The organism is Streptomyces capitiformicae, assembly GCF_002214185.1.
In the GTDB taxonomy this organism is placed as follows: domain Bacteria; phylum Actinomycetota; class Actinomycetes; order Streptomycetales; family Streptomycetaceae; genus Streptomyces; species Streptomyces capitiformicae.
Map to the genome: position 1 here is coordinate 4,180,273 of NZ_CP022161.1, position 12,303 is coordinate 4,192,575.

Here is a 12,303-nt window from a genome sequence, read left to right on the forward strand (position 1 = left end):
CCCGCACCTTGAGCACGCCGGTGGGCGGGGCCACTTCCCAGTGCCGAAGCCGGCGATGGGCAGTTCTGTCCCAGCCGCACGCCGTGCGGGGCGCGAGTTCACCGCTGAACTCACCGCGAACGAGGCGGATCGCCGAGACAGAACTGCCCATCGCCGATCGCCCCCGAGCCCGAACACGGCCGGCCTCCGACGACCCGCACTGCGAGCTCCTCGTGGACCTGACCGACTGGTGGACCCAGGGAGTCCCTACCCCTTGCTCACCGCCGCCAGGATCTCCGGCAGCCGTGCAGCCGTCCGGGGCGCCGCCAGCCGTAGTCCCAGTGCGGTGAGCCCCGCCCCGTACGCCGTCCCCACCGGCAGCGCGGCCCATGCCCAGGCGTCGCCGCCCTCCGCCACGTTGACCCAGATGACCAGGGCGATGACCGGCAGGCACAGCAGGGCCGACCCGACCATGCCGCCGAAGACGGAGATCCAGGCGAGGCCGGCCTGCCCGGGGGCGACGTTCCTGTAGCCCTCCTGCGGGATGGAGTACGGGAAGCGGGCGGAGGTCCAGGCGCCGGTCGCCAGCATCGCGCCGAGGAGGGCGAAGGAGAGGCCGAGCACCTCGGGCAGGGACTCCCAGTCGCCGAGCAGCGCGGTGGTCAGGACGGTCACGAGCGTGGCGTACGGCAGGGTGAGGGCGAGCAACGCCAGGGCGCGGCCCACGAGTTCGACGTACGCGTCCCGCGTGGAGGAGATCGTCATGGCGACCATCCAGAACGCGGAGGTGTCCTGCCCGAACTGGTTGTACATCATGATTCCGAGCATCCCCGCCGCGAAGCAGGCGAAGTAGATCGAGCCGGTGCCCTGCACCGCGTTGAAGACGGGCACGATCAGCCCGATCGCGAGCGACGTCACCCATGCCGCCTTGGTCTTCGGATCCCGCCAGACGTACCGCAGGCTCCGCTCCATGACTGTTCCCGTGCGCCCGGCCGGCAGCAACCGGCTCAGCCCGGTCGAACGCGTCTTCGTCGCCCCCGCCTCGCCGACCTGCAACGTCGACCCGTCCGGCGAGGTCATCAGCCGCGTCAGTATCCGCGCCCACAGCCCCAGCAGCACCGCCAACGCGGCCGCGCCCAGCCCCAGTCGGGCCACCCCGACCCCGTACGCCCCCTTGCTCACCGAGTGCACCGCGCCGATCGCCGACGCCGGCGGCAGCCAGCCCAGTACGTCCGCCACCGGGTCGAGCTGCCCGAGCCCGGCCGAACTCAGCTGCTGTATGCCGAAGTTGACGACCTGGACGCCGACCGCGATGACCAGTCCGCTCAGCACCGCCAGATCACGCCCCCGGCGGCTGCTCAGCAGCCGGATGTTGGCGGCGGCGACGGCCCGCGCCAGCGCCACGCAGCCGAGCAGAGCGAGCGGCACGGCGGCCACGGCGGTGACGTACGCGGCCGTCCCGTGCGCCGTCGCCACGACCGACCCGACCAGCACGCACACCGTGAACAGCGGCCCGATGCCCACCAACGAGGCCACCAGCAGCGCCCGTACGAGCGGCTGCGGCCGCAGCGGCAGCATCACCAGCCGGGTCGGGTCGAGGGTCTCGTCCCCGCTGGGGAAGAACAGCGGCATCACCGCCCACCCGAGCGCCAGCACAGCCACCAGCGGCACGGTCAGGGACGCCGCGTGCCCGACCCCGCGCAACGCGATCAGCCCGAGCAGCACAAGCGCCGCGAACACCAGCACGAACACCACGGACGCGAGATACGCGGCCCGCCGCCCGGCCGACTGCCGCAGCCCGTTCCGCAACAGCGACAACTTCAGCCGTACGACGACGGGGGTGATCGACGCGGCCGTGGTGCCCGGCACGGGGCTCACCGTGCCGCCCCGCCGCCCAGCCAGTCCAGATCCGACGCGGTGTCCTGCCCGTTCGCCCCCACCAGCTCCAGGAACGCCTTCTGCAACGAGGGCGCGTCCCCCCGTACGTCGGCGAGCGGGCCGTGCGCGCGAATGCTGCCCGCGACCATCACGGCCACCCAGTCGCACAGCGACTCGACCAGCTCCATGACATGGGAGGAGAACACGACCGTCGCGCCGGAGGCGGTGTACCGCTCCAGCACACCCCGGATGGTCTGCGCCGACACCGGGTCCACACCCTCGAACGGCTCGTCCAGGAACAGCACTTCGGGGTTGTGGAGGAGGGCCGCGGCCAGCCCGATCTTCTTCCGCATGCCCGTCGAGTAGTCGACGACGAGCTTGTGCTGGGCGCCCGCAAGGTCGAGGACGTCCAGCAGTTGAGCGGCCCGCCGGTCGACCTCGGCGCCGGGCAACCCGCGCAACCGCCCTGTGTAGGAGAGGAGTTCACGCCCCGTCAGCCGCTCGAAGAGCCGCAATCCCTCCGGCAGGACACCGATACGGGCCTTCACCTCGACCGGGTCCCGCCACACGTCATGCCCGACGACTTCCACGACCCCGTGATCGGGCCGCAACAGCCCGGTGACCATGGAGAGGGTGGTGGTCTTCCCGGCCCCGTTGGGCCCGACCAGCCCGATGAACCGCCCGGCGGGCAGCGCCAGATCGATCCCGGCGACGGCGACTTGGGGTCCGAACCGCTTCCAGAGCCCTTGGACGCGTACGGCGATGGCAACACTCACGCCGGGTGCTCCTTCCGGTCCAGGGCGCCCCCAGCCTGCCCAGGGGCGCGGCGCCCGGAGCGTTACCGGCGCCCGTCCCTACCGCACGCATACGCGAGCGGCGAGATCAATTCCTCGGCATCGGGCAGCCATCGATTCGCGGGCGTGGGCCGCCGGGCCCACTGCACGGCCCCACGCGACCCGTACCGAGTCGGCGGAGCCGCCACATACTCGCCCTCACCCAACGACTTGAGATCGAGCGCGAGCGGCGACCAGCCCAACTTCCGTACCAGATCAGGGACCTTGACCGACGCGCCCGGCAGTACGAAGAACTGCATACGGCGGTCCGGCGTCCAGGTCACCGGCCCCAGTGTCAGATCCATACGCTCCATGCGGGCCAGCGCCAGCAGCCCCGCGGTCTCGGGAACGTCGATCGTGTCGAACGTACGCCCCGTCGGCAGCAGGATCGACGCGGTCGGCTGCTTGGACCAGAGACGGCGTGCGACGGTCGCACTGCCTGTCGCCTGGGTCGCCCAGTCCTCGCGCGCCGGGTGCGCGCCGGGGGTGGCACACGCGGCATTGCCGCAGGAGCAGTGCTGCACCCCGTCGACGGCTTCCAGCCAGGTGCCGGGAAACACGTCCCAGTGGCGTTCTTCGGCGTATCGAACGGCGGTGTCCAGCAGCGTTTCACCACGCTGCTTCGGGATTTGGGCAGCTTCAGGGCCCGCGATGGTCTCTTCCACGATGAACACAACTCTAGCGGTCATCAGGGGTTACGGAAGTCACATGCGCGGGGGAGAGCACCGTCGACGGAGCCGGGGCGCATGGGTGCATGTGCGGGGGCGCGTGGGAGGGATCACGGAGTGAGCCGGGTAGCCACGTGTGGGGTACAGCATGCGTGTTTACCCCGGCAATCCTGGCATGTCTCGCATCTTCGGTATGTCGGCGGGGCATTGATCTTCGAGGCCGGATCTTTTCGATATACGGGTACGCGCTTTCGGCGCGTACGGGTGACCGCGTGTGCGAAGGGTTCGACCGCTGAGGACACGTCAACTCGGTGCGTGGGCAAGGCACCACAGCCACAGGGGGTACGCCATGGCCGCAAGGCCGCTCGTCGCCAGGCAGCCGAACGAACGACTGCAGGCGCTCATCCAGGAAGCGGGCTGCTCGAACGCGGGGCTGGCCCGGCGGGTCAACATGTGCGGCGCGGAGCACGGACTCGACCTGCGCTACGACAAGACGTCCGTCGCGCGCTGGCTGCGCGGACAGCAGCCGCGGGGCCGGGCGCCCGCGATCATCGCCGAGGCGCTGGGCCGCAAACTGGGCCGTACGGTCACGATCGACGAGATCGGCATGGCCAACGGCAAGAACCTCGCGTCCGGCGTCGGTCTCCAGTTCTCGCCGACGGTACTGGGGGCGATCGAGCAGGTCTGCGAGCTGTGGCGCAGCGACGTGGGGCGGCGGGACTTCCTCTCGGGGTCGTCCGTCGCCTCCTCCGCGCTCGTCGAGCCCAGCCGCGACTGGCTGATCTCCGCGCCGGACCCCCAGGTCGCGCGTTCGGCGGGGCCCCGGGTGGGGCTGCCCGACGTGGCGGCCGTGCGCGCGATGACCCAGGCGCTCGTCGACCTCGACCACCAGTACGGCAGCGGGCATGTACGGCCGGTCGTCGTGCACTACCTCAACAGCGTCGTCTCCGGGCTGCTGGCCGGCTCCTACCGGGAGGCGGTGGGGCGGGAGCTGTTCGCCGCGGTCGCCCGGCTGACCGAGCTCGCCGGCTACATGGCCGTCGACACCGGGCAGCCCGGGCTCGCCCAGCGCTACTACATCCAGGCGCTCCGGCTCGCGCAGGCCGCGGGCGACCGCGCGTACGGCGGGTATGTGCTCGCCGCGTCCATGAGCCACCTCGCGGCGCAGCTCGGCAACCCGCGCGAGATCTCGCAGCTGGCGCGCGCGGCGCAGGAAGGGGCGCGGGGGCGGGCAACCCCGCGTGCGGAGTCGATGTTCCACGCCGCGGAGGCGCGCGGACATGCGCTGATGGGCGACGCGCGCGCCGCGCAGACGGCGGCGGGGCGGGCCGTGGAGGCGCTGGAGGCGGCGGAACCGGCGTCCGGGGACGACCCGGCGTGGATCAAGCACTTCGACGAGGCCTATCTGGCCGACGAGTTGGCGCACTGCCACCGGGATCTCGGGCAGGCGGAGGCCGCGGCGCGGCGGGCGGAGGAGTCGCTGGCCAAGCATCCCGAGTCGCGGGCTCGGCGGCGGGCGATCGGGTATGTGCTGCTCGCCACGGCGCAGGTGCAGCAGCGCGAGGTCGAGCAGGCATGCGCGACGGGGCTGAAGGCCGTGGAACTGCTGGAGTCGCTCCGGTCCAATCGGGGGGCCGAGTACCTGGAGGACTTCCAGCAGCGGTTGGAGCCGTTCCGGGAGGAGGCGGTGGTCAGGGAGTTCGGGGCGCGGATGGATCTTCAAGCGGCGTAGGCGTTCCGTGGCGCTCCGGGTGGGGGCTGTGGTCGGCTTCGCGACCGCGGTGGAACGTGGCTGATCGCGTAGTTCCCCGCGCCCTTGGGGTGTGGGGGCTGCGATAGCGTGAGGCGTCGATTCCGCAAGTCCCCCATTCGTAGGAGTCCCGGTGACGCAGAGTGGACAGGGCGGGGAGCCCTCGGCGCGGCCCGCGCACGAAGGCATCGTGCTGCCCTCCGACGGTGGCGCGCCCCTCCTGCCGGGGGATCTGCCCCCGGCTCCGGTCCCGCCCCGGTGGGGCACCGAGCCGCCTGCCGCCCAGCCACCGGTCGACTTGTGGAACGCCGCTCCGCCCATGCCGGAGTGGGGAGACCAGGGCGCTCAGGGCATGCCGTTGCCGCCGGAGGTGCTGTCGGCGTCGGGCGGTGCGCCGCTGCCGCCGGTCGTGCCGGTGGACGAGGGGGTCACGCAGTACATCCCGCCCGTGCCGTCGGGCGGTGCCATGCACGTGGACGAGGCGGCGACTCAGTACATACCGCCCATACCTCCCGCATCGGCAGCTCCCGCCGCGGAGGACGCCACGCAGTACCTGCCGCCGGTCGGGCCGGGCGCGTTGCCGCCGGAGGCGCCGTCCGACGCGACGACGTTCCTGGGGCGGGTACCGAACGCCGGCGCCGGGCCCTTGCCGCCCGCGCACGCCGCGCACCCGGACGCCGAGGCCACGCAGTACATACCGCCGGTGGCCGCACAGCCCCAGCCCCGGTCGCAGCCGCAGCAGCAGGCGTACGGTGCGCCGCAGCAGCCGGACGTGTTCGACAGCCTCTTCCGGAGCGATTCGGGAGAGGCGGGGGGCACGCAGCAGCTGCCCCGGGTCGAGGCGCCGCCGGTCGCGCCGCCGCCGTACGGGGGGCGGGGTGCCGCGAGACGGGACGCCGGCGGAAGCGGTCGCAGCAACTTCCGCGTGCCCCTCATCGCGGGCGTCGGTGTCGTCATCGCCGCGCTCGGCATCGGGGCCGGTGCCCTCATGGGCGGGGCGTCGGGGGATGACGAGCAGAGCGAGAACAAGCCCGTGTCGGCGTCCGAGGTCGCGCCCGAGGGGTCGGCGTCCGCGTCGGCGGACCCGGCGAAGGAGCAAGCGGTCGCGCTGGACAAGCTGCTGGCGGACAGCGGCGCCAGCCGGAACTCCGTGATCAAGGCGGTCGCGAACATCAGGGCCTGCAAGAACCTGGGCCAGGCCGCCACCGATCTGCGCAACGCGGCCCAGCAGCGCAACGACCTGGTCACCCGCCTCGGCGGCCTGTCCGTCGACAAGCTGCCGGACAACGCCGCCCTGACCACCGCGCTCACGAATGCCTGGAAGGCCTCCGCCTCGGCCGACAACCACTACGCCGCGTGGGCCGACCAGGTCGCCGGGAAGAAGGGCTGCAGGAAGGGGCAGGCCCGCAGCACCGGACAGACCCAGGCCGGTAACCAGGCCAGCGCCACGGCGAGCACCGAGAAGACGAAGGCCGCAAAGCTGTGGAACGCGATCGCCTCCACCCACGGCCTGACGCAACGCCAGGCGGGACAGCTCTAGTCCGCGGCTGGTCCGCGGCTGGTCAGCGGCTAGGTGGCGTCCACCAGGGTCTTCTCCACGTTCACGAAGCCCCGCCGCGCTGCGACCAGTTGACCCTTCCGTACGACCTGGAAGGTGACCTCGGGGTTGATCAGGCGGGGGAAGTTCGCGGCCGCGATGAGGTCCTCGAAGCGCCAACGGAGCTTCGGGGTGAGCCCGCCGGTGTCGACCTCCAGGCCGTTGTCGAGGGCGTGGCGGATCGCGACGGACGTCACGTCGCCGTCGCCGATCTTCTCGATGGCGGCCTTCAGCACGGTGTACGCGATCCAGGTGGTCTGCACGCCCGGGTCGGCCGGGTCGATCCGGTTGTCCTCGAAGGCGTACTCCCGGATCACGTTCTTCATCTTGTCCCAGCGCTTGTCGGTCTCCACCGGGTACCAGCCGGTGACGAACGACCCCTCGTACGGCCCCGACCTGCCGCCGGTCGCGTCGATCACCGTCTGGTCGACGCTGCCGAGGACGGTGCCCGTGCGGACGGCGGGGTAGTCGTCGCGGTCGCGGCGGAAGGAGTCCATGAAGGTGAAGGTGCGGTCGCCGAGCGCGGGTACGACGCATCCTTCCTTGGCGGGGTTGGTGCCGGCCCGCTGGAGGGCCTGCCGGGCGTGGCTCGAGTACTCGGTCGCGTCCTCGGCGGCCAGCTGGTCGGAGGCCTTGCCGTGGCCCTTCGCCTCCAACCCCGAGTTCAGGAGCAGCGGGAGCTGGTCGCCGGCGATCGAGTCGGGGCGTATGAGGGCGACGGGGCCGCAGTCCTGCGCGAGTTGTTCGCCGAGGCCGGCCATGAGCGAGGCCTGGCCGCCGTTGACCGGGTAGGAGAGCGAACTGGCGAACTCGTCGGCCGTGACGCCGTAGCCTCCGATGTACGGGATGCCCGCGGACTCCAGCGGGGCGAGGAAGGAGCGGCCGTGCTGGCTGTAGGAGCCGACGACCGCGACGACGTTCTCCTTGGCCGCGCGGCGGGCGCACTTCGCGGCGGAGACGGTGTTGTTCCGGTCGTTGCAGGTGAGGATCTTGAGCTCGCGGCCGTTGATGCCGCCGTTGGCGTTGATCCAGCGGGCGTAGGCCTGGGCCATGGCCGGCATGCCGGGCTTGTTGGTGGCGGCGGTGTCCTGCGGGGCCCAGGTCATGACGGTGACGGAGCCGTCCCCGGAACCCACCGTGGTACCAGGGATGACCCCGCACCCGACGACGAGTGACGCACAGGCCGCCAGTGTGGTGGCTCTGGCCAGGCCTTTCGTGATGCTTTTGGTGACGCCTTGAGCATGGGGGGTCCGTCGTGCTTGGCGTGCCTCGAAGCCGGTCATGGGTCCGCACGATTCCGCCGCATCACCAACCTGTGCGTGCCGGATGGTCAACGCGAGGTGGCCAAAAGGTGAATTACGGAAGGCTACGATCGTATTTTCGAGAAGTTTGAGAGAGGAAAGCACGATCTGATGACCGTCCAAGGTTCGGAGAACCCTTCCCGTCGCGGGCATCGCTCATCCACCATGGGCGGCATGCCACTGAACGACATGCCGTGGTGGCGCTGGCGCAGCAATGTGCGCTCCGCGCTGCACATGCTCTCCGATCCGGTGTTCCAGCGGGACGTCTGGCTGGCCGGCGTCGACGGCTACGGTGACGTCACCGACGCCGTGTACCGCCTGGTCGAGGACACCTGGCTGGACAACTGGTCCGCCGAGAAGTACGTGGGCACGATCTTCCGTGACGCGCAGGAGGCGGCGCTCGTCGACACCGCCGTGCTGCGCGTCCTGCGGATCATGCACCAGGTCGGCCCGGACGCGCCCGTCTCCGCGTACCTCGACCACGCCGCCTGGCCCGAGGCGGTCCGCGCGGCCCGCGAGGCCCACGTGCGCCTCTCGGCGAGCGACGGGGAGGACCCGGACGCACCGCCGCGGACGCTCGAGGTGCTGCGGATCATGACGAGGGCGGCGTAGGGGGGCTGGCAGGGCTGGATGAGGTCGGGGGGCCGGCCTGCGGGACGGTTGCCGACCGGGGTACGCCATATGGGACCCTGTCCGGCATGAACGAGCAGTCCACCCGAGCCGCGGCGCCCGCCGACCAGTACGTCCTGACCCTCGCCTGCCCGGACAAGCAGGGAATCGTGCACGCCGTGTCGAGCTACCTCTTCATGACCGGCTGCAACATCGAGGACAGTCAGCAGTTCGGCGACCACGACACGGGTCTGTTCTTCATGCGCGTCCACTTCTCGGCGGACGCGCCGGTGACGGTGGAGAAGCTGCGGGCCAGCTTCGCGGCGATCGGTGACTCCTTCCAGATGGACTGGCAGATCAACCGCGCCGAGGAGAAGATGCGGGTCGTCCTCATGGTCAGCAAGTTCGGGCACTGCCTGAACGACCTGCTGTTCCGGGCGTCGATCGGGGCGCTGCCCGTGGAGGTCGCGGCGGTGGTGTCCAACCACACCGACTTCGCCGAGCTCGTGGCGTCGTACGACATTCCCTTCCACCACATTCCGGTGACGAAGGACACGAAGGCCGAGGCCGAGGCGCAGCTGCTGCAGATCGTGCGCGACGAGAACGTCGAGCTGGTGGTGCTGGCCCGCTATATGCAGGTGCTGTCGGACGACCTCTGCAAGCAGCTCAGCGGCCGGATCATCAACATCCACCACTCGTTCCTGCCGAGCTTCAAGGGCGCGAAGCCGTATCACCAGGCGCACGCGCGTGGTGTGAAGCTCATCGGTGCGACGGCGCACTATGTGACGGCGGATCTGGACGAGGGGCCGATCATCGAGCAGGAGGTCGAGCGGGTGGGGCACGGCGTGACCCCCGAGGGCCTCGTCGCGATCGGGCGGGACGTGGAGTGCCAGGCGCTGGCGCGCGCGGTCAAGTGGCACGCCGAGCGCCGAATCCTGATGAACGGACGCCGGACGGTTGTCTTTGCGTAGGGGCGCCTGACAGCTCGGGGGTGCGTGCGGTTGGGCGGCTGCGGGTTGTTCGTGGTTGTTCGCTCCCCCACTCTCGGCTTCTCCCCCACTCTCGACTTCGCTCGAGCGGGGGGACCCCATGAGCGGGGGGACCCCCATCGCTGCGGAGCCGCAGATCGAGACAGCCCTGCGCCCCCTACGGGGCGCACTCGGTGGTCACATCCGGCTCAGCGACGCCGCCGCGAACAGCACGTCCCGGATGGCCGCGCGGTCGCCCACCTGCCCCGCGGCCGCGTCCTCCGGAGGAACATGGCCCGCGGCGAGGCGGCAGAATTCGACGCCGTCGAGGGCCACGTGGGCGACCTCGTGCTCGGCGGAGCCGACGGCCGCGGGGGAGTCGAGCGGGATGAGCCACTCACCGCCCCCGGAGCCCTCGATCTCCAGGCGGAGGCTGCGCCCGGGCGCACCGGCCGGCACGAGATGGCGGCCGGCCGGCGGCGCGGCCAGCCCCGTCCGCCGCCGGTCGGCGAGCGCGGCGGGCAGCATCCGGGCCGTCAGGTCGATCATGCCGTGCAGATGGCGCGGGGAAGGCGCCTCGTACGGGTAGTCCACCGCCTTTGCGATGTCCTCCGCGTGGATCCAGCACTCGAAGGCCCGGTCGAGCATGGCGTCCCGCAACGGCAGCTCGAACCCGCCGTACGACACCGCGTTCTCGGTTTCGCCCTCGCCGTCGCTCGTGAACGACGTCGTACGGACGATGTTGTGGCTCTGTTCCCGCCAGGGCCTCCGGATCGAGCGGGTGGGCGGGAAGTGGGCGGCCTTCCAGTACGCCTCGGTGCGTGCCTCGGGCGTGCGGTCGTCCGGTACCGCTGTGAGCTGGTCGAGCGGGTCCTCCAGGCCGAGCGCGGTCGCGACGAGACCGTCGACGCTCAGCAGATGGGCGATGACCCCGGCGACGGTCGTACGACGGTCCACCGGCCCCTCGCCCTCGAACCAGCGCAGCCGCACGGGCGCGTGCCAGTCCGCGCTGCCGATGTCCTGGAGCAGCGCGTCCAGCCGGGCCGCCTCCGCGTCGTACGGGGCCGCCCAGCGCGGTACGGGGATGCGCGGCGGTCGCCGGCCGAGGCAGCTGTCCAGGACCTGGGTGCGCAGGGACGGGTCGAGATCGAGGCTCTCCGGCTGGTGCAGCAGGCCCACGGCCTCCCGCAGCCGCCGGGCCTCGTCCGCACACGAGCCACACGTCCCGAGATGCTCCTCCACCGCCAGCGCCTCCTCCGCCGAACACGCCGCCAGAGCCCAGGCCCCGAGCAGCGCCTTGAGCACCCCGTGCTCCAACACGAGCGGCACCAGCGGCACGAGGGGGGCGGAGGCCGGCGCCGGGTCCGGCATCGGCTCGGGTACGGCGTCCGGCAGCGGCAGTCCGGTGTCCTCCACGGACGACCGCGGCAGCGGGATGCGCGGCGGTCCGACGGGCCCGTCGCCCCCTCCACCGTCCACCGGCCCACCGGGACCTTGGGAGCCGCCTGCACCACTGCCGGATCCCGCCGCGCCCTCGCCGGCTCCTGCCACGCTGTCGCCGGTCTCCGCCGACCGGTCGCCGGTTTCCGCCGGTCCGTCGCCGGTTTCCGCCGGTCCGTCGCCGGTTTCCGCCGCTCCGTCGTCCGGGGCGTCATCGCCACGACCCCGTGCGCCCTCCTCGTCCATCGGCTGCCTCGCCGACGGCACCCGGCCGAGGCTCAGCCCCTCGTCGCGGTTGTCCTGCTGCCAGGCCAGGTCCTGCGGCTCCTCGTCGTACGCGTCGAAGCTGTTCGTGTCCCCGTTCACACGGCACCCCCGTATTCGGGTGGGGTGCCGGAGGGGCGGGTGTCGTGGGCGGTGGAGAGGAGTTGGAGGCCGAGGCGGAGGCGGCGGCGGGCCTCGTCCTCGGTGACGCCGAGGTCGGTGGCGGTCTGGCGGTAGTCGCGGCGCTGGAAATAGGCCAGCTCCAGGGCGGCCCGCAGCGGCGCCGGCATGGCCTGCACTATGTAGTCGGCGCGGGCGGCGACCGAGGCGTGGTGGACCTTGCGCTCCAGGTCCTCGGTGGTGCCCTCGCCACCCTGGGCGAGCGCGGCGGTCTCGGTGGCGCGCAGCCGCTGTACGGCCAGCCGGTGGGTCAGCGCGGCGACCCAGGACCGCAGGGGGCCCTGCTTGGGGTCGTACGCCCCGGGGTCCTCCCAGAGTTGGAGGAACACCTCGCGGGTGATGCCGTCGGCGGCCCGCTCGTCGCCGAGCACCCGGTGGGCGAGACCGTGCACGAGCGACGCGAACCGGTCGTACAGCTCACCGAGCGCGGCCGCCTCGCCGTGCGTCAGCCGCTGCTGCATCCTGCGGTCCCAGCGGGGTGGTGCGTCCTTCGTCGCCATGCGGGCCCTTCCCCCTGGTGGTACCTGCGCCGTTCCTGATCGCCGGGTGGTCGGCCCGGCGGGTAAGTCCAGCCTGTGCGCACTGCCTTCTCGAATGTAGTCGGCACCGCTGACCGCGCACGCCCCTTTATGGCAATGTGCGCCCCTCACAAGGCGGATGGTGGTAGAGACCGGCAGGGACCTCCTTCGGCACTCCTTCTGCGTGAAACCGACCACGCTGGACCATGCTTGATTGATTCGCGATCGACAGCCTGTCAAAAGTCGATCAGTTGTGACCGTACTCGATGAGAAACTCACCGAAAAGGCTCGTGAAATGGCTCGCTTACCACGCGCTTT

10 protein-coding genes are annotated in these 12,303 nt (G+C 71.5%); 4 read left to right on the forward strand and 6 right to left on the reverse strand.

Features of this window, described 5'->3' with window-relative positions; translation table 11 throughout:
* Window positions 1-246 precede the first annotated feature (246 nt).
* From CES90_RS18625 to CES90_RS18635, 3 genes are all read right to left on the reverse strand, one after another.
* Window positions 247-1,848 (reverse strand): transporter, encoded by a 1,602-nt coding sequence (locus tag CES90_RS18625; RefSeq protein ID WP_189785314.1) that lies wholly within the window; start codon window positions 1,846-1,848, stop codon window positions 247-249.
* Window positions 1,849-1,853: 5 nt separating this feature from the next.
* Window positions 1,854-2,633 (reverse strand): ABC transporter ATP-binding protein, encoded by a 780-nt coding sequence (locus CES90_RS18630; protein WP_189785315.1) that lies wholly within the window; start codon window positions 2,631-2,633, stop codon window positions 1,854-1,856.
* 62 nt (window positions 2,634-2,695) lie between these two features.
* Window positions 2,696-3,379 carry a bifunctional DNA primase/polymerase gene (locus CES90_RS18635; RefSeq protein WP_229914079.1) on the reverse strand — a complete coding sequence of 228 codons (684 nt, stop codon included), beginning with the start codon at window positions 3,377-3,379 and terminating at the stop codon, window positions 2,696-2,698.
* Between the two features lie 328 nt (window positions 3,380-3,707).
* Here CES90_RS18635 and CES90_RS18640 point away from each other — a divergent pair, with 328 nt between their 5' ends.
* Both CES90_RS18640 and CES90_RS18645 read left to right on the forward strand, forming a co-directional pair.
* Window positions 3,708-5,090, forward strand: coding sequence for a transcriptional regulator (locus CES90_RS18640; protein ID WP_189785316.1), 1,383 nt, complete (start codon window positions 3,708-3,710; stop codon window positions 5,088-5,090).
* Between the two features lie 151 nt (window positions 5,091-5,241).
* A complete protein-coding gene (locus tag CES90_RS18645; RefSeq protein ID WP_189785317.1) occupies window positions 5,242-6,648 on the forward strand; it encodes a hypothetical protein in 1,407 nt (468 codons plus the stop codon).
* A 29-nt stretch (window positions 6,649-6,677) separates the two neighbouring features.
* Here the strand turns inward: CES90_RS18645 and CES90_RS18650 are convergent, their stop codons facing one another.
* Window positions 6,678-7,988, reverse strand: a complete 1,311-nt coding sequence (locus tag CES90_RS18650) for an ABC transporter substrate-binding protein (RefSeq protein WP_189785318.1) — start codon at window positions 7,986-7,988, stop codon at window positions 6,678-6,680.
* Window positions 7,989-8,117: 129 nt separating this feature from the next.
* Here CES90_RS18650 and CES90_RS18655 point away from each other — a divergent pair, with 129 nt between their 5' ends.
* Both CES90_RS18655 and purU read left to right on the forward strand, forming a co-directional pair.
* Entirely contained in the window at window positions 8,118-8,618 is a 501-nt protein-coding gene (locus tag CES90_RS18655; RefSeq protein ID WP_189785319.1) for an SCO4402 family protein, read from the forward strand.
* Between the two features lie 86 nt (window positions 8,619-8,704).
* The gene (purU, locus tag CES90_RS18660; RefSeq protein ID WP_189785320.1) at window positions 8,705-9,586 is read left to right on the forward strand and encodes a formyltetrahydrofolate deformylase; all 882 of its coding nucleotides are present in this window, start codon (window positions 8,705-8,707) and stop codon (window positions 9,584-9,586) included.
* A gap of 195 nt (window positions 9,587-9,781) precedes the next feature.
* Here purU and CES90_RS18665 read toward each other — a convergent pair whose 3' ends face one another.
* Both CES90_RS18665 and CES90_RS18670 read right to left on the reverse strand, forming a co-directional pair.
* A complete protein-coding gene (locus CES90_RS18665) occupies window positions 9,782-11,269 on the reverse strand; it encodes a zf-HC2 domain-containing protein (protein ID WP_373313490.1) in 1,488 nt (495 codons plus the stop codon).
* A 116-nt stretch (window positions 11,270-11,385) separates the two neighbouring features.
* Entirely contained in the window at window positions 11,386-11,967 is a 582-nt protein-coding gene (locus CES90_RS18670) for a sigma-70 family RNA polymerase sigma factor (RefSeq protein ID WP_189785321.1), read from the reverse strand.
* Between the last annotated feature and the right edge of the window lie 336 nt (window positions 11,968-12,303).